18 protein-coding genes are annotated in these 18,077 nt (G+C 49.2%); 13 read left to right on the plus strand and 5 right to left on the minus strand.

What is annotated here, in order from left to right:
* The first annotated feature begins 73 nt into the window (after positions 1-73).
* On the plus strand, positions 74-499 hold the full coding sequence (locus tag ACQKPA_RS27690; RefSeq protein WP_113060399.1) for a thiol-disulfide oxidoreductase DCC family protein: 426 nt from the start codon (positions 74-76) through the stop codon (positions 497-499).
* Positions 500-510: 11 nt separating this feature from the next.
* Here the strand turns inward: ACQKPA_RS27690 and ACQKPA_RS27695 are convergent, their stop codons facing one another.
* From ACQKPA_RS27695 to ACQKPA_RS27705, 3 genes are all read right to left on the minus strand, one after another.
* Complete coding sequence (locus tag ACQKPA_RS27695; RefSeq protein WP_220683990.1) at positions 511-987, minus strand: FixH family protein; 477 nt, start codon at positions 985-987, stop codon at positions 511-513.
* 40 nt (positions 988-1,027) lie between these two features.
* Complete coding sequence (locus tag ACQKPA_RS27700) at positions 1,028-2,446, minus strand: PepSY-associated TM helix domain-containing protein (RefSeq protein ID WP_427495645.1); 1,419 nt, start codon at positions 2,444-2,446, stop codon at positions 1,028-1,030.
* Positions 2,447-2,524: 78 nt separating this feature from the next.
* Entirely contained in the window at positions 2,525-3,391 is an 867-nt protein-coding gene (locus tag ACQKPA_RS27705; protein ID WP_427495646.1) for a thermonuclease family protein, read from the minus strand.
* Between the two features lie 311 nt (positions 3,392-3,702).
* Here ACQKPA_RS27705 and ACQKPA_RS27710 point away from each other — a divergent pair, with 311 nt between their 5' ends.
* The 12 genes from ACQKPA_RS27710 (at position 3,703) to ACQKPA_RS27765 (ending at position 15,792) form a co-directional block, all read left to right on the plus strand.
* The gene (locus ACQKPA_RS27710; RefSeq protein ID WP_194544403.1) at positions 3,703-4,857 is read left to right on the plus strand and encodes a hypothetical protein; all 1,155 of its coding nucleotides are present in this window, start codon (positions 3,703-3,705) and stop codon (positions 4,855-4,857) included.
* Positions 4,857-6,104, plus strand: coding sequence for a CpaF family protein (locus ACQKPA_RS27715; RefSeq protein WP_427495647.1), 1,248 nt, complete (start codon positions 4,857-4,859; stop codon positions 6,102-6,104). Before ACQKPA_RS27710 ends, ACQKPA_RS27715 begins: the two co-directional genes overlap by 1 nt.
* Entirely contained in the window at positions 6,105-6,962 is an 858-nt protein-coding gene (locus ACQKPA_RS27720; RefSeq protein ID WP_427495648.1) for a type II secretion system F family protein, read from the plus strand.
* A gap of 15 nt (positions 6,963-6,977) precedes the next feature.
* The gene (locus tag ACQKPA_RS27725) at positions 6,978-7,850 is read left to right on the plus strand and encodes a type II secretion system F family protein (protein WP_427495649.1); all 873 of its coding nucleotides are present in this window, start codon (positions 6,978-6,980) and stop codon (positions 7,848-7,850) included.
* 20 nt (positions 7,851-7,870) lie between these two features.
* The gene (locus ACQKPA_RS27730) at positions 7,871-8,062 is read left to right on the plus strand and encodes a Flp1 family type IVb pilin (protein WP_015737227.1); all 192 of its coding nucleotides are present in this window, start codon (positions 7,871-7,873) and stop codon (positions 8,060-8,062) included.
* Positions 8,055-8,729, plus strand: a complete 675-nt coding sequence (locus tag ACQKPA_RS27735; protein WP_427495650.1) for a TadE/TadG family type IV pilus assembly protein — start codon at positions 8,055-8,057, stop codon at positions 8,727-8,729. Before ACQKPA_RS27730 ends, ACQKPA_RS27735 begins: the two co-directional genes overlap by 8 nt.
* 2 nt (positions 8,730-8,731) lie before the next feature.
* Complete coding sequence (locus tag ACQKPA_RS27740) at positions 8,732-10,963, plus strand: hypothetical protein (RefSeq protein ID WP_427495651.1); 2,232 nt, start codon at positions 8,732-8,734, stop codon at positions 10,961-10,963.
* A gap of 16 nt (positions 10,964-10,979) precedes the next feature.
* Positions 10,980-11,966, plus strand: coding sequence for a TadE/TadG family type IV pilus assembly protein (locus ACQKPA_RS27745; protein WP_427495652.1), 987 nt, complete (start codon positions 10,980-10,982; stop codon positions 11,964-11,966).
* 217 nt (positions 11,967-12,183) lie between these two features.
* Positions 12,184-12,696 carry an A24 family peptidase gene (locus tag ACQKPA_RS27750; protein ID WP_427495653.1) on the plus strand — a complete coding sequence of 171 codons (513 nt, stop codon included), beginning with the start codon at positions 12,184-12,186 and terminating at the stop codon, positions 12,694-12,696.
* Between the two features lie 12 nt (positions 12,697-12,708).
* Complete coding sequence (locus ACQKPA_RS27755; protein WP_427495654.1) at positions 12,709-14,565, plus strand: DUF6382 domain-containing protein; 1,857 nt, start codon at positions 12,709-12,711, stop codon at positions 14,563-14,565.
* Positions 14,566-14,833: 268 nt separating this feature from the next.
* Positions 14,834-15,019 carry a hypothetical protein gene (locus tag ACQKPA_RS27760; RefSeq protein ID WP_076324645.1) on the plus strand — a complete coding sequence of 62 codons (186 nt, stop codon included), beginning with the start codon at positions 14,834-14,836 and terminating at the stop codon, positions 15,017-15,019.
* A 125-nt stretch (positions 15,020-15,144) separates the two neighbouring features.
* Complete coding sequence (locus ACQKPA_RS27765) at positions 15,145-15,792, plus strand: hypothetical protein (RefSeq protein ID WP_427495655.1); 648 nt, start codon at positions 15,145-15,147, stop codon at positions 15,790-15,792.
* Between the two features lie 457 nt (positions 15,793-16,249).
* On the opposite strand, the gene ACQKPA_RS27770 is transcribed toward ACQKPA_RS27765, so the two are convergent.
* Together ACQKPA_RS27770 and ACQKPA_RS27775 are read right to left on the minus strand one after the other, a co-directional pair.
* Positions 16,250-17,170 (minus strand): copper amine oxidase N-terminal domain-containing protein, encoded by a 921-nt coding sequence (locus ACQKPA_RS27770; RefSeq protein WP_427495656.1) that lies wholly within the window; start codon positions 17,168-17,170, stop codon positions 16,250-16,252.
* 280 nt (positions 17,171-17,450) lie between these two features.
* Positions 17,451-17,924 carry a DUF2621 domain-containing protein gene (locus ACQKPA_RS27775; RefSeq protein WP_009594427.1) on the minus strand — a complete coding sequence of 158 codons (474 nt, stop codon included), beginning with the start codon at positions 17,922-17,924 and terminating at the stop codon, positions 17,451-17,453.
* Between the last annotated feature and the right edge of the window lie 153 nt (positions 17,925-18,077).

Below are 18,077 nucleotides of genomic sequence, written 5' to 3' on the forward strand. Positions count from 1 at the left end.
CGTACTTGATCAAGCGTAGGAGAGGGCTCCTGCGTTTTTTCTTGTTTTAGGCCTGAAGGGAGCCAGGAAATATATGAAGGATCGTGCAACCGATAATCATGAGGACTATGCGATTGTACTGATTGATGGCGTGTGCCATTTGTGCCAGGGTCTGACGCAGTTCATTATCAAGAGAGATCCTGCCGGTGCCTTTCGCTTCGCTTCGCTGCAATCCGAGATTGGGCAGGAGCTGTTGAGGCAGGGAGGGCTTCGTGGAGATACTACGGAAACGATGGTGCTGATTGAACAGGGGAGGTATTACACAAGGTCGACGGGAGCTCTGCGGATTGCACGGCGTCTTCGCTTTCCTTGGCCGCTGTCGTATATTTTGATCCTGATTCCCCCTTTTTTACGGAATTTGGTATACCGCTGGGTGGCAAAGAACCGCTACCGGTGGTTCGGACAATCGACGGAATGCATGGTTCCGACGCCGGAGATTCGGCGCCGGTTTTTGTCCTAATCCAGCTTGCTTTAATGATGATGATCTGCCGTACCCTCTTGAAATGTCGGGGTCCCCGCTTGCAGGTAGGCAAGCTCGGCCTCGGACAGTTTGCCGACGGCGAACGGTTTCTGGGGAATGATGATGGAACCGTTGTTGCCGCTGTGCAGCTTGATGAAATACAGCCCCTCTTTATCGAAGGTTTTGGTTACCGTATACACGCCATCACCGACCTCTACCGCATCCGTCATGGGATCCCGCAGGGAGCCGTCATGGCTCCACAGTTCGTAGTGGACAAAATCCGCACCGGGTACTCTTTGGCCATCCTGGGTGAGAATGATCTCAATGGTCTCCGGTTGATGAACGGATAACGTCTCCGGTATGTTTACCTCGGCGATCAGCGGGATTTCTTTTTCATACCGGTTGACTGCTTCGGGACTGGCCGAGCAAGCGCTCAGCAGCAGGAACGATAGCAGTGCGCATAATATAAAACGGCTTTTCATGATCATGAAACCGCCACCCCTTATTGTAGTTAGAGTAAAGACCGAATCAGGCATTCAGAAATGTCTTGATCGCCGGTACCCTCCGAACGATGACATAGTCGATGATCCACACGATGATGAGCGACAAGCCCACAAGCGGGAACAGGATCCCCAAAGCGATGAGAAGCAGAAGGAATACCCTCATGTTCTTCGCGTTAACCTCGGGTGCTTTTGGTGCCCCCAGTCCATGCTCCGGTTTTCGCTTCCACCACAAGTACAAACCGCTTACCGCAATGAAAATGATGCCTATGCATATAAGCAAACTGAAGATCTGGTTGACGATGCCGAATTGGGTTCCTTTGTGCAGGGTAATGCCCAGGGCAACGGCTTTGCCAACGACTCCGTAATGATCATAGCGATAATCCGCCAACACCGCGCCGCTGTACTGGTCGATATGCATGGTAGCCTCGTCTTGGGCTTTCGGCGGATAGGCCGACAACGTGTACACCCCGTCCGCTTGCTGCGGAATGCTGATGGTGTAGCTTGGATGGATCCCCTCGCTTCGGGCTACGTACATGACATCTTCGATTGGAAGCGGCGTAAAGTCGGAGATGGTGGAGTTAGGTACCTCCAGATTTTCAGCCGCCCAAGGGACCTCTGCGACTTCCTTCGTCTGAACCACATGGGAGGATGGCGTACTGCCTGACCAGATGGAAGGCGGATAGCCGGCGCCGGTATTGGTCGCCACGGTTTGGAAATTGCTGCCCCACAGGCCTGACCAGGGCAAGCCGGTCATGATAAGAAATAACATGCCTGCGGCAATCCAGAATGCAGGAACGGCGTGCAGGTCTCTGCGAAGAGTCTGCTTACCCTTGCCCAGACGCGGATACAGGATGCCCGCGAGGCTTCTTTTCTTTTTGCTTTTGTTTTTGTTTTTATTTTTCAGAAACCACAAATACACCCCGGTAATAATCAGCACGATCGCCCAGCAGGCGGCAAGCTCCACGATCCGGTCCCCGATGGTCCCGACCATCAATTCGCCGTGAAATTCCTCGATTTTGTCCATGATCCGGTCTTTGTCTTTCAGCTCGCCAATCTTTTCTCCCGTATAGGGGTTCATGAAGACGGTCATGGATTCGCTGTCCGAGGTCAGACTGATCTCCGTGGAGCGGGAGTCCGACTCGCCAGGGCGGTATTTCGTAATGGTAGCCTCAGGATAGAGTTCTTTCACTTGTCCGACCAGCTTGCTGGGCGTTACACGTTCAACCTGAGGGGTTACCGTGTAGTAGTCCCGATATAGCGCTTGTTCAATCTGAGGCTTAAATAAGTAAACGGAGCCGGTTACAGCCAGGATGATCAGAAAGGGAGCAAAAATGATGCCGGCATAGAAGTGCCATCTCCAAACGGTTTTGTACCATGCGCCAGAGCTCGGATTTGGCGGTTGACTTTCATTTGGTTGGATTGTTGGAGGTTTCTTTTTCCCCATGGCTGGTGGCTCCTTTTCAATTACGGCTAAAATTTATATAAGATGAACATGAGCGTTCATTTCATACATCAGATGAGTTTACTTCGGGGCCCGGAAACCGGCCTGGACGGCTTCTGCCTCGCTGCAGAACCACTGCTCCTGCTTCGTGCGCTCATAGTATGGGGATTCGGGAGTGTGGTAGATTTTCTCGCCCTTCGAGTTGATGTTGCCCTTGATGACGCAGCCTTGCTTGGACTCTTGGCTGTTCTCTTTCGGAGTTTGGGCTGCCGCTACGTTATTACGGCTGCTGTTGTTCTTGTTGTTTGCGTCTTCCTGCTCCTCCGGATGGAAGCCGTCTTCCTGGGCATAGTTCTCTACGCTCCATATGCCGAGCGCCTGGTCCCGGCTGATCCGCTGCAAATCATCAAATTTGTCCCCATAGCGGGTGTTGGGCGGATAGATATAGGCAACGCGGGCGAGTCCTTCTTCAAGCAGCGATTCCTGGACCATTTTTCCGTCGGCATATACATACGCAAGCAGCCTGGAGAATTTATCCCGGTTCGGACCGATATCAAATTCCAATTCAAGAAGGTCGGCTTGTTCCACCAGATCCTTCGTAAAAGCCTTGGCCTCGGGCCCGAATGGCTGTACGCCCAGCTTCGGATGACTCGTCTCGGGGGTATCGATCAGGAGCATCCGAACATTCTCCTTCTTCCCTTCGAACATCACGCTGATGGTGTCACCGTCAACGGCTTTGACCAGTTCCACGGCTACCCGCGGAAGATTCAGATCATCGGTCGGATAGGTCGTTTGTTTGGAATTCGCCATGCTGGTGTTTGTCTTGGCTTCGGATGGAACGCTTGTTGCGGTTCCTTCGCTTGATGTCGCCGGGGACATCAGCGGCTGGCTGCAGCCTGACAATAGCAGCAAGGCGGTTAGCATAGCGGTTAACATTCGTTTGTTCACTTGTTGTCACTCTCCTGGCTTGGAAGTATTGGTTTAATTGGTTTAGGAGTTTATGTAATGTTGGTTCTATATAAGTAGTTCTTATATAGAGAACATTCGTTCTAAGCCTATATAGTAGGACATATATCCTTGTTTTGACAATAGTGAATAAGGGCTATCTGTATATCAAAATAATATCTTGCCGTTCTGCTGCAACTGTGATATTCTAATGTCAAATTATAACAGACAACGGAAGCACCGTTCATGGACCGCATATTGCGGCCTTGGACGGTGCTTTTTTGGCGTTGTTACAGAAGAGAGGGATTGGCTTTATGATACCGGCCCGACTTGTGCTGGCAGTGCAGGATTCCCGGTATGTCGAACCGCTGCTGAGTTATTTGCATGGAAGTTCTTACGGATCGGCTCTTCAGGTAACCGCATTTACCCGCATCGATTCATTTCTACATTATATGGAAGTGGGAGAAGTGCCCAATCTGGTCGTGGGGGATACGGAAATGCTGGAGAGCTGGCTTAGCCGGGGGGAGACTTCGGTTCCATGGCTGCTTCTAAGTGAAGGTCATTCATCTTCTTCTCTTGTAGAGGGCGGCAGCAGTACATTCAAGTATCAACCGCTGCCTCAGCTGATGGAAGTCATAATCACCCACTGTAAGCGAAGCGGTGGAGCGCTGGAGAAATTGAATGTCGGAACAACCTCGGTAATTGGCATTGTATCTCCCCTGAGCGGGAGCGGGAAGTCAACGATTGCCATGAACATGGCGAAGCAGCTGGGCGTGCTGGGATTAAAGGTGTTTTATCTCAATTTGGAGACGGTGAACAGCAGTGCATTATTTCCTTCCGGTTCGGTGGGCATGGAGGGGAGCTTTTCAAGATTGTTGTACGACATTAAGGCCTCACAAGAAACGGCTTCGGGGACCGATTTGTCAGTAACCCCTTATATCATCAGACATCATGGCCTGAAGTGCGATTCCTTTGAGCCCAGCTTCAACGTGAAGGAAATCACGGAGATGACCATGGAGGACACGGCTTTGCTGTTGGCTTCCCTCGTATCATGTAATCAATATGATGTCATTGTCGTGGATACCGAGGGATACATGGAAGAACGAATGCAGGCGGTTCTTGAACAGGCCGGAGTGCTAATCTGGGTTTTATTGGATGATCTCATGAGTATGTATAAGAGCGGTGTGTGGATGGATCAATTGGAGCTCGAGGATCCCGCGCTTTTCGGAAGCCTGAAGAAGCGGAGCCGATTCATTGTCAATCGGTACACAGGACAACTTGTTAACGGATTCCCCCGCAAGGATATAAGCATAGGCAGCGTACTGCCTTATATTCCTTCATGGAAACAGCTCCATCGGGAAGAACTGCTGTTGTCCTCACCGATCTATCAGAGAGAGGTATTGAAGCTCTGCCAGCAGCTGCTGGAGGGCTCGGGTATCATGGCGGTGCAAGCGGGTGGTGGGCAGTGATGATGGAGGATCCGTTCAAGTCGGTTCGTGACCAGGTTCGTTCCGAGCTTGATATGAGTGCGAGCATTAACAATTCGGAATTGATGGCCCGTATCGAGGAAATGGTGTGGAGAAGACGCGAACTCATGGAACTGACAGCCGCTGAGAAGCGGCGGCTGGTGCGGAGGGTATTTGATTCTTTTCGCGGGTTGGATGTGCTTCAACCATTAGTGGATAATCCTCGAATTACGGAAATTATGATTAACAGCCACCAGGATATATTCATTGAGCAGGATGGGGAGGTGAAGAAGCTGCCGCTCCAATTCGAATCGCAGAGCCGCCTGGAGGATATCATTCAGAGCATTGTCGGTACGGTAAACCGGGTGGTGAACGAATCCACCCCCATTGTTGACGCCAGATTGAAGGATGGCTCGCGGGTAAATATCGTGCTTCCTCCCATAGCGCTGAAAGGGCCGACCATGACGATCCGTAAGTTTCCGGAATCGCCGATGACGATGGATGACCTGGTACGAAGGGGCGCCCTGACAGAGGAGGCGGCGGAGCAGCTTCGGATACTGGTTAAGGGGAAATATAACATTTTTATAGGCGGCGGGACGGGATCGGGGAAGACGACTTTCCTGAATGCGCTGTCGCAATATATTCCGCCCGATGAACGTGTCATCACGATTGAGGATTCGGCGGAATTAAAGATCGTGACGGTCCCAAACCTCGTGTCGCTGGAGACCCGGAATGCCAACACGGAAGGCCGGGGAGAAATCGCGATACGCGATCTGATCCGTTCCTCGCTGCGGATGCGCCCCAACCGGATCGTGGTAGGCGAGGTGCGGGGAAGCGAGGCGCTGGATATGCTGCAGGCGATGAATACCGGGCATGACGGAAGTCTGTCGACGGGACACGCTAACAGCACACAGGACATGATCAGCCGTTTGGAAACGATGGTGCTGAGCGGCGCGGATCTTCCGATCAGCGTAGTCCGTCAGCAGATAAGCTCGGCGATTGATATTTTCGTTCATTTATCCCGGCTTAGGGATCGATCGAGGCGCGTTACGGAGATTAGCGAAGTGATCGGAATGAGCGATGGCGAGGTGGTGCTGAATCCGCTGTACCGGTTCCGTGAAACGGGCGAATCGGGCGGCCGGGTGATTGGGCGTCTGGAGTCTTGCGGCAATCCGCTTCAATCGGCGGACAAGCTTCATATGGCCGGGATTACGGCTTGGCCGCTGCAGAAGATGATGGAGGTGACATAAATGAAACGCTCCGGCAGTTCAGCCTGGATGTCCAAAGAGGGCCAAGGCGGCCGAGTGATCAAGAGGAGCAAAGCCGCCGGTAAGCCCGAGCATGCAGCCACGGCTCGAACCCATGCCCTTCCGGATTACAGTGTCTATCACCTCTCGATGAGGCAGAGAACGGCATGTATTATCCTTGGCGGTCTTTTGTTCTGCTTCATCGGTTATCTGTTTTATCACAACCTGATATTGTCGCTGTTGCTGGGAGCGGGAGGGCTGATGATCCCTAAATTATGGCGGCGGTTTATGCTGGAACGCAGACGCAGGACGCTGAATCTTCACTTCAAGCAAGCTCTCTACTCCTTGTCCTCGTCCCTGTCGGCCGGCCGCTCCGTGGAGAACGGATTCAGGGATGCCGTTCAGGACTTGCTGCTGCTGGATCCCGGAGGCAGCAGCGATCTGATCTTCGAACTCAAAGTCATTGTGTCCCGTTTGGAGTACGGCGAGCCTATCGAAGTGGCATTGCAGGATTTTGCACGAAGGGCGGGGATGGAGGATCTAACGAATTTTGCCGATGTCTTCTCAACTTGCAAACGCACAGGCGGCGATTTGGTCGAAGTCGTGCGCAGAACTTCTTCAGTCATCGGAGAAAAGCTGGATATTCAGCAGGAGATATCCGTGATGATCGCCCAGAAGCGGTTCGAATCCAAGGCGCTGCTGGCTGCGCCGTTCCTCCTTCTACTGTTCATGAATATGACATCCCCCGATTATATGGAGCCCATGTATAGCGGATCGGGGATCATGATCTCTACTTTTGCATTGGCGGCTTTAGGAGGGTGTTTCTTATGGATCACCAAAATGATGAATATCAAGGTGTAAGGAGGTGAGGCGGGGATGCTGACATGGATATCCGGCGCGCTGATGGTTCTGCTTGTGGGTGGTTGGGTGGTGCTGAATCAAACGTGCGGCGAACGATACCATCGTCTTGGCAGATTGTCCATGGATGGGCTCAGGCTGCAGCGGTTAGCGCCGCCTCTGTTGTTCCTGCTAGAGCGGGGGAAGGTTCCGATGCGCCTCCCGATTGTATTCTACCGGATGCAGGCCTCCATTCAAAAGATCCATGGTCTGCGGCACAGCGCGGAAATGACGTTGTTGTTTATGGCCGAGGCACTTGCGTATACATGGCTTATTTTAATCGGCGGCTGCTTGTGGTCGTTGCTGTCCGGGGATGCAATCGGACTTCTTGCTGGATTGGCATTGGGGGCATTGCTGCCCGTCGCTTTGGTGAAGGACCTCCACAATAAGGTCACGCTGCGTGAGCAGGATATCGTGATGGAGCTGCCGGAACTTCTGAACAAGATTGTTTTACTTGTCGGCGCCGGCGAGACGGTGCAGCGGGCGATCATTCATTGCGTGGAACGGAACAAGGACGCAAACCATCCCCTGTATGCTGAGCTGAAGAGAATGGTGCTTGAATGGGAGGGAGGCCATCCGTTCCAGCAAGCCTTCGAACAGTTCAATAAACGGTGCGGCGTTCAGGAAGTATCGATATTTACAACAACCGTCTTGCTTAATTTTCGGCGCGGCGGGAATGACTTTGTCCTGGCACTGCGGGATTTGTCCCGAGTGCTGTGGGAGAAGCGCAAGGCCATTGCAAGAACAAGGGGCGAGCAGGCCTCCTCGAAGCTGGTGCTGCCAATGGTGGTCATCTTCATGATCGTGATTGTTTTGCTCGGAGCGCCTGCATTTATGATGATGAACATGTAGAAGGGACCGGTGTACGAAATATGATGTTAAACATGGCGAAGAACGGGATGAAGGCTTTTTGGAAGGATGAGAAAGGGATCGGAACGCTTGAGATGATCCTGATCCTCGTCGTTATTTTGATTATCGCGCTTATATTTAAAGATCAGATTACGGCCTTGGTGAACAATTTGTTTAAAAACGTGAACAACAAGAGTAAAGAGTTCCTTGAATAATCGGCTTAAGAGAAGATGGAAGGACGAGACGGGGAGTTTCACGGTGGAAGCCTCCCTGGTTCTTCCCGTCGTGCTGATGGTGACGGTGTTGCTGCTGTTCCTATGCTTGTACATCTATCAACAGTCTATGCTGGTCCAGGCTTCAGCTGCAGCATCCGAGCGGACTGCGTATAGCTGGGATAACAGCCATAAGATTGCAGCCACGGGATCTGTAGAGCAGGGACACTATGATTCGCTATATTGGCGGTTGACGGATGATAACGTAGTCGGATCTCTATTTGGTTTGGCGGGGGGAGATAGTACGAGGTCAATTACATTGCCGCAGAGCGAGGCTGAGGGCGGAAAATTGCCCGAGCTTAAGATGTCCGAGGGCGGCATGGCCGTGCCTTCCAGCATGGCTGGAGAGATGCGTTATACGAATAAGCTGCTCATACGGAAAGTAACGACGTCGTTAAACGAGCAGGTCTCTCTGACGCCGATCAGCCGAATGCTGGACGATGGCGGCCAAATCAAGGTCAACTCACAATCGATTGTGGTTGATCCCGTTGAATTTATCCGCACGGTGGATTTGATGCGATATTACGGATCGAAGTTTCAAGGCGGGAGAAATGGAACGGATAAGGCAGCCGCTGGAGAAGTTCTACAAAAGTTCGGAGGTTCGCGATAGTCATGACGAAGCATGGGAAAGCGCGGTCTAATCGGAGAAGGAGAGACGGGGGCCGATCGTCCGATGGATCTGTATCTGTTTTTTTGATTATCGCCCTGGCAGCCGTATTTATGTTTGTAGCCATATTCATTGATTTCTCGCGTATCGCGGCCATGAAGGTGCAAAGCGAGAGGCTGACAAGAGCAGCCGTACGCTCCGTGATGTCATCCTACGATCCGCAGCTGCAGAAGGAATACGGACTGTATGCCCTTGGAGGCACCAGCGGCGATCTCATTATGGGCAATGTACTGAATGACAGCTTGAACCCGGGAGACCGCAGCGATGCGTTCCGGTTAATGGCGATGGGGCTTGATAGCTCGGGGCTTGAATTGCAGCGTCCATTGGGCACTTATGACATCTTCAACCGACAGATCATCGAGGACATGAAGTATAAAGCGCCGATCGATTTCACTTTGGAATTAGTGGGCAAGTTCAAACCCTTATCGCAGTCCATGAAGGAAGCTTCCAATACGGTCGATGTGCTTAAGAAGCTGCGCAAGCTGTATGACAAGCGGGAAGCGGCGCTGGATGAGATGCTGACAAAGCAGCGCAAGGCAGGAGAGCATGCGATCCAGCTTTCGAAGCTGGTTATGGATCCGCCTGGACAAGCGATCAACGATACTTCGCTTGGGGGCAGTATCCAAACCGCTGCCGACGGGGCATCGCAGTATGAGGATTATAAAGATAAACAACAGGAGGACGCGGACAGGCCTCCCAAGGAGAAACAGCATACGCTTCTGCTCATGGCTTACCGGAGCGGGATGTCTTCCATCGGCTCGCAGATATCGAGAGAGGCCGGTCGGTTTCAGCGGGAGAATGACAAGCTCCTTGCGGATGCGCAGCAATTGTGGGAGGAAGCCAGGAATTTAAACGAGGAGATGAAGCAGGTCATCAAGGAATCCGAGAACCGTTCATCTAATGCGGGGTATGACCAGGTGACGAATGACGTAACGCCGGGGTCTGCCGATTCCTCCGGGTCAGAAGCGGAGATGATCCAATCCATTCGGAAGCAAGCGGACAAATTAATTCATAGCGATGACTTCTTAAACGGCTTTCGGCAAGAAATTGACAGCCAGGAGAGTCGATCCCAACAGGTTGCAAGAGCGGTCACCACTCTTCAGTCTTCTCTGGGGGGAGAGGGAATGAAGGAAGCGGTGCTTGAAGCCAGTCGCACATTACAGCATTTTGTTTCTAATTATGGAGTATCAGGCAGTGGAAATATTATAGATCGGCAGCAGGCTTCATTGGAGCAGTTTCGCACATCGGATAAGGAACGCAAGGCGATGGAGAAGCTGGCCAATCAGAAGCTGAAGCAAGCATCCAAAGCCATCGAGGTGATCAACGGGCTGAATGGACAACATCAGGCCATTATGGATGAGTTTCGTGAACTCCAGCAGTACTATGACGAAAGCCTTCAATTTAATGCGGAAGCGGACAGCATGAGTAAGGGAAAGCCGCTGGACGACGATCCGTATGATGCCGGCAAACAAGCAATGGATAATATGGACGGTATGTTTGGATTTATGGGGAACGTGCTTGGCGGTGTTAGGGATGAACTGTTTCAGAATGAGTACGCCGTTCATTATTATCAGCATTTCGATGTCGGGAACTTATCCGGAATCGTTGACGGCTCCAGCACGGGAGAGGGGATGATGCAGGAGTTCGCTATTGGGAACCAGGAAGTGGAATACATTTTGTACGGATTTCACAACCCCGCCGGGAATATATCGGCAGCTTATGCGGAAATCTTCGCTTCCAGGCTCGCGATTCGGACGATGGAAGGATTCGTCGTCAACAGCAAATTAGGAAATCCGCTGGCGGTTTTGGCGGCAGCCATCCTGTATGGGATTGAGAAGGCTATCGAGGATATGATCCAGCTGTGTCAGAAGGGAAGCGTTCAGTTATCCAAGTACGTCCCCATTGAGCTGACTTACAGGGATCATTTACGAATATTTCTGTTTGTTCACAGCAATAACGAGAAGAAGTTGTCACGCATGTTGGCGTTGATTCGGTTGAACACCGGCACCAATCCTGCGGAGCGATTCACCTACGCTTCAGGAGAGGTCAGGACGGCCATGCGTTTATGGTTTCTTCCAGGGGTGACGAAAGCGATCGGCGTTGTATTTGGAAGCGATGGAGACGAAGTTCAGGGAAATCGTTACATGGTAAAGCGCAAGGCGGATTTTTCCTATTAGGATTAGGGGTACTTGAATGAAACGATTATCGATAATACAGAAACCTCTCCGTAAAGGTAAAGCGTCATCGGAACAAGGAAGCATGGTCGTGGAAGCTGCACTTGTGCTGCCGATGTTTATGTTTTTTGTCATTTTTCTCATTTATATCGTGCAAATGACGTTGATATCGACGGCGCTCCAGAGCACCGTTTCGGATACGGTTAAAACCGTAGCGGCTCATATGTATCCTGTCTCTCTAGCCGTGCAGGCCAATGCTGGTGGTAGTGGAACAGGAGAAGGCTCACCCAGCACATCTCATTGGGAGATTCCCAAATTGTCGCTTTCTGATTGGGTTTCGAATTACAGCGACTCTCTTCCTGCTCCTGTTAATGAGTGGATCACGCAAGCCGTAGCGTCAGGCGAGGAGCCGCTGCAGCAGCTTAAGAACCAAACCGTGGAAGCCGTACTCGATCCCGTGGTCAAGCCGATGATGAAGCCGTTCATGCCTGATAATCTTCTGGATTATGATCGAATCCATGTGTCCAATGTTCACATTCCCAATCTGAAAAGCGGAGCGAGTCCTTATTTTGGGATTGAAGTGAATTACGCCCTTCCAATTCGGGTTCCATTCTTGAACAAACGCATCGTGCTGCAGGCAAAAGCCCAGGAGAGATTATGGATTGGCGACACCGGCGAAGGAGAAACGGGTTCAGGGGACGGCTCGGGGACAAACGGGGCGATCGAGCTGCTGGAGAAGCCGAATCCGGCCGTTGCCAGCAAGCAGGCTAAAGTAAAAGTAAAGGTGGAGCCGGGCAGCAGTGCTCAATTGTCAGTCTATTATAAGAGCGGTCAGAGTACGGCTAAATATTTGGGCTGGGAAACCGCGGACGGTAACGGCTATATTGAGTGGGAATGGAACGTAGGCTTTAATACAACGCCGGGAACGTGGCTGTTTGTCGTTGAGACAGCAGGCGGGCAGCGGATTGAGGTTCCGTTTACGGTGGTGGCGCGGTCAAGTTCTTGAGGCTTGCTAGCTAGAATTCAAAATGAAGGGTTCCAAGTGTTCCAAAGAAGCGTTTCAGAGAAGTGTTTTAAAGTAGTGTTTCAAATAAGTGTTTCAAATAAGTGTTCAAATAAGCGTTTAAGAGAGTCATTCCAAGAAGAATTCGTTGTACATCCATAGTTAAAATCCTATCATGGCTATTCCAGTGAATAGTTTAGCAAGGGAGTTTTGATATCGCATGTCCGTTGCTTTTGGTGTTTGTGCCGTTTATCTGATTGCAGCATTCATTACAGACCTTCGTTCCATGAAAATACCGAATGTTTTAACTGTTTCGGCTATGCTGTCCGGTCCTGTCTATCATGGCGTTCTGGACGGGTGGGAGGGGCTGTTCTTTTCTTTGAAGGGGCTTGGAGCCGGGTTTCTTATCTTGTTGATCATGTATTTTATAGGGGCTGTAGGAGCGGGTGACGTTAAGCTGTTTGGAGGGATTGGTGCCTGGACCGGTTTATGGTTTACCTTGCAGGGCATTATGTATTCTGTTCTTTTTGCCGGTGTCATCGGTTTGCTCATCCTGCTCTGGCGGCGGGAAACGATGAAGCGAATACGCAATGTCGTTGGCAGTATCGCCGGTGTTTTTGTTATGAAGAGCTGGTTGCCATGGCGCAACAGCCAGGAGGAACACTTGCGATTCCCCTTTATGATGGCTGTCCTTCCTGGCGTAATCAGCACGTATGTAGTACTTCACATGTAGGGGGCGGCGCTTATGCTCGGATTAAAGGCGGATTTTATGCAGAACGGTGGAACCATTATGGTGCTGGACCGGGCTGAAGGAATCCAATCATCAGAACTTAATCATGTACAGCTGGGAATGATCCGTTCTTCGAGAATCCCTCATTTTCTGAAGCTGCATATGAAGGAAGTCGATTATAAGGTAACGCTGGAATATGATATTACCGGCAAAAAAATGCTGTCTCAAGCATTGAAGAGTGAGCGAATGACACTGACCGAATATTTTGGATTGCTGTTGCAGATCGTCACCGCTCTGGAGGACAGCAAGTTGTATATGCTCCAACCCGAGAATTACATTCTTCATGAGGATTACCTGTTTATTGAAGGTTCCCTGCATCTTGGCACTTTATATTTAACTTATGTTCCCGTTGCAGCTACCGAAGCAAGCGGCACTCGTCTTCCGCTTATGCTCAAGGAGTTAATGACAAGGTTGCTCGCGTCGGTGACGGAGCTAAAAGGGGGAGGAATACAGGCACTGATGTCGTTCTGCAGTGAACAGAGCTTCAATCTACCGGGACTAAAGAAGCTTGTGATTGAGCTGTTAGCAGGAGAGGGAGAAGACCATCGTGCTGTAACTCAAGCAAATGCAGCAGTGCTTTCAGGTCTGAATCAAGGATCGTACTATACGGATAGTCAATCGAGCAACACGGGCTTAAAGCCTGCATTCGCATTTACAGAACCGGCTCGCGGGCGGACCGCAGTGCCGCAGACGGAGAGTGACATCTACACAGATAAACAGAGTTTAATTCAAGGTCTGAAGGAACGTACGAATGAGATGTTCGGGAAGAGGGGCAAGAGTGAGGAAATGAATTCTCATGCGGGTCGAAGCCCATTGGGTTCCACTCCTTCGTGGCTGCCCGATACGGATGATACAAATTCAGAAGCTTCGGACAATGACATAGCCTCGCCAGTTCGCACCTATATTATGTTAGGATGTTTGCTCGCCGCAGCAGGAGCTTGGAGATTGCTTTACATGAATCAGCCTACTCCACTGATGCTAGGGTTGTCGGTAGGTATTACGATTCTGCTTGCTGCGGTAACTTGGCTTGGCTGGACAGGTAAACTCCAGCTGCTCTCACGGAGATCCGGCGATTGGTCCGGTTCCTTGCCCATGTTCGAGTCAACAGAGCTTAGTCCGCAGGAGCACTCCAGGTGGAAGTCTGTCCCGCGTTTTCAGGCGGATCCTTTATCGGGTCTTCTTGGGGATAACTCGGAAACAGATGCTGGAAAAGCAGAAGCAGGGCTTGAGGAGGGGAAAGAGAATTGGAGATGGCGGGCCCCTAAATTTCCATCCAACTCCGAGAGAGATCACCATTCGGCGGGATATCCCGTACAATCTCCACAGGGCCATGCTTATTCGCGTTCATCTGAGGCAGCAGCTGCGGCTGCGGATCCACATGGGGAAGAGGGGGATTATTATGCCCAGTTGTCCCAACGGACGGAGGTGCTTTCGTTCCCTGGAGGTGAGGGAGCTACCGTCCTGCTAAGTCCGGATGCTGTAGCCCGTCCAGCTGTGCAGCATTCAGCAGGTGCTTACCTTGAGCTAAACGAACCAAATGCAGCCGGCCCGCAGCGGATTGAACTATATCAGCCCCATTTCATCATCGGCCGTTCTCCCGACGTAGCCCAATTCGTCGCACAGGGAGTGGGGACTTCACGGGCGCATGTCGAACTTTCGCGCGAAGGCGGAGGTTACGTCCTGAAGGATCTGGGTTCGAGAAATGGTACGGTGCTGAAGGGGGAATCCATGGTGCCGTATAAAGAATACTCTCTGATGGAGGGGGATGTTTTTATTATTGCCGGATGGTCGTTTACCCTGCGAAGGGGTTAATATTAATACGGGACTATTATAGTAGAAGTAAGATATACGCAGCTGTTATTCTATGAAGTTTAGAGAAAATTCGGATTATTGCAGAAAACCAAATGGGTTCCCTGATTTAAGGGAATTCTTTTGGTTTTTTCTTTTTTGTATGTATTTAGAAACATTTGGCATGATGCTATGGTAAAATATACCTACTAACTAATAAGGCTAAGTTTGCATGTTCCAGAGGGGGGAACATTTTTATAGGAATGGTCGTGTGTATAAGGAGGACTTTTCTATGTCTGAAGATTTAAATAGAGAAATATTGAAAGAGCTAAAAGAAATCAATAATAAACTAGACACCTTGAACTCGTCAAAGGGGATATCAGGTACACTAAAAGTTATTGCCCTGATATTCGGGTTTTTAGTGATAGGACCTTTGCTTGTAGGGATAATGGTGTATCTATTTAATTTAACTGGCTAAGATCTTCAATAGGATTCTTATAAAGTTCTCCTGCTCCTTTCATAAAGAAATGAGGCGGTATGTTGGTTAAAAGGCTTTGAATTCATTGATTTTTTTATCATAAGTAATAGGGAGAGTTGTTAGGAATGACATCTTATATATTTCAAGAGGTTATGGACCAAAAACCAAAACCCGTTTTTTTAGGTGTAACTGTATCCGAGAAGGCATGGACGCTTCTAGAAGTATTAGCAAGGGGTGTACATATAGTTCTTTCTTCTTTATTTGTCATAGCAATATTTTTTTTGGAATTTTCAGGAGTAGAAATATTTCTAGGGGGCTTGCTTTCGGTCTTCATCCTCAAATTTCTGAATTGGCAGGATAAGAAATATAGCAAGAGATTAGAACGGTGGGAGGAAGAAGTTGTAGATAAATATTATGCAATGTATCCTGTTACAAAAGTCTCTGATTCAATTTATGACATTACATTCTATGATATCAATGAGTTGTCAGAAGAGGGGTTATATCACTCTGCTTGTGAAGTATCTTTTTTTCTTTCAGAAGACATTAAGCTTGACGGTGTCGACGTAGATATTTTGAATCATCATGAAAAACCTATGATTACATATCATTTCATTCCAGCAGATTTAAACATCTACGGGGAGGATTTATTTTTCCTTCCGACTCTGGTTATTTCAAAAGCTGATATAGATTTTATAGTCGAAGATAACAATAAAAGCGTGATGGAAATTCTGAAGGAGAAGAAACTGACAGTTGCTAAGGCGATTGAGGATTGATCATTACCGAAGCGTTGGACGATACACAGATTTGCTAATGTGAAAAAACATAAATCCATTAATCTACCGGTAATTAGGGCCGGCGTTTACACATCTCAGGTCTATTAAGATGCTGTAAAGGGAATAGGCATTACCATGAGCATGTCTCGCAAGGATATGCCCGTTATAATGGCCCCATCGAATCGATTCATTCTACGCTAAGTCTGAAACGTTCTATCTCGGAGGTTTAACCTGCTCGACGACAGCCATCGTTGAATAGAGCGTTCGAGATAACATTACTTCTATAATCCGCATTCAAACAAAACTAAACAACGAGTCGCCGGTTCATTTCCGGCAACTGGTTGCTTAAACTTGAAAGGTGCTTTGACCCTGTCTCACAAACGGAGGCAGCTATCTGCCTTAACATAATACCCAGGGTTCTTTTTCTAATTTTTATTGAAGTGTAAGTGCGAAATTATTATAACGAGCTTGAATATATCATGTACTCCGTATCTCCGGTTGGGTCCAGGTACCAGTGAGCGACCTTTTTTGAGTAATTATAAGCTCCTCCGTATAAGGGCCAGCGTGTAACGTACACATTGTATTCCGGAACAAAGATATTATACTGCGCATCATACCCGCTTGGATAAGATGAATTCATAAAAAAAGTAATAATAAAGATATTGATTTTTTTGTAGCCATATTTTTTATGTACATGGTTGGCAATATTTTTGGTCAGCAGATGCCCCGTTGAAGGTTTGCTGTCAAAGGTGTCGATAATGTTTTGCATCGTTTGTTCATCCGAAATTTCTACAGCAATGGTGAGTGAATCCGAATCGTCGATTACGCCATAAGTTAAGTTGTTCAGGTGCAATTTTCCGAAAGAGAGATTCGAGTATTTGGATTCCAACTCCTCTTTGATTTTTACGGCTTTCGTTTTTACCGGCGGGATCGGTGTAGGTTTAGGAACAAAAGGCTTTGTCCCTTTGTAACTGGTAATGTTGATGGTATTTCCATTTACGGCCAGGGTTGCTCCAGTGGCTTCGCTAATGAAGCGAAGCGGAACGAAAATGTTTCCGTTCAAGGATACCGGAGGAGATTCGAGCAGCATTCGCGAGCCGTTTACATAGGCGTTTTTGTTGCCAACAGTCAGCACAAGGTTGATCCCTTTTTTAGTTCCTGTAATCTGCTGTTTAGCGGGATCCCACTTGACAGAGAGACCCAAGCTTTTGAATATAGGAGCGAATTGTACCAAGGTCACCCCGTCTCGCAAAATAGGGGCTTGTCGCAGCCCCACTTTAACGCCATCCACATTGACGATATTGGCTGGCGCCGCTCCTGCCGCCGGCACGATACATGTAAAAAGTAAAACGATAATAATTGCTAATTTCAATTTCACGCTATTCTTTCCTCCTAGGACTATCGGATTAGAATTCTTATAACACTCCATTATACGTGATCTATGATTTATTCCCATGATTTTCTTGGAGAAAGACAGGCCAAGTTCATTCGTATCCCTTCAATTTATCGAAATTAAAAAAACGAATCCCCCTGATCCTCTGTATGAGGATTAGGGGGAGATATCTTCCGGACCCAACGGTTTGTCCGAACATTTGAATGAGGCAGGTACCGTCGTTTCATTTGAGGCAGGTGCCGTCGTTCCATATAAGGTTGTGTTATTACTTATTGATTAAATGCTGATAAGGCTTGTAGTCGATTTCCTTCTTCTGTAGGAAATTCATCAGGAATTTGTAATCGCGCTTCGGCGTAGCCACGATGTAACCTTTGATGCAGTGATCCCGGGTTACTTCGGTTGCGCCGGATTCGACGGCGATTTTGCCGATTTCGGCTGCAATGGAGTGTTTGGCGATATCCCGGAACGGTCCCGGAACAGGCTGCACCAGTTCGTCCAGAAATGCCTTGGATTCATCGGTCCACAGCGGGCGGCTTCGCTCTACCCAGTAATTTTGCCAATCGAGCTTTGATTTGCCGTCGGCTTTGGGAAGCACTTTGAGAAACTTACGGAACATGAAAAATCCGCCGATGCCCATCAACCCAAGCATGACCCATCCCCAAAAGGCAATGGAGTTCATGAACCATGACGGCGGCGCACTGGACGACAAATAGCCCATGACGGCCCCTGTGCTTTTCATCTGTATATCACCTCAATGATTATTGTCACATGACACTTTCATGAGAATTATAACGCATTTCTAGATTTATTTCGATAGCCCAGACATAATTAAATCATGTACGGTTCTATAGGGATTTCGGAAGTTAGAGTGAGGATATGCCCACGTGTTACC

It is taken from the genome of Paenibacillus sp. NPDC093718 (assembly GCF_050279985.1).
Taxonomy (GTDB): Bacteria; Bacillota; Bacilli; order Paenibacillales; family Paenibacillaceae; genus Paenibacillus_AQ.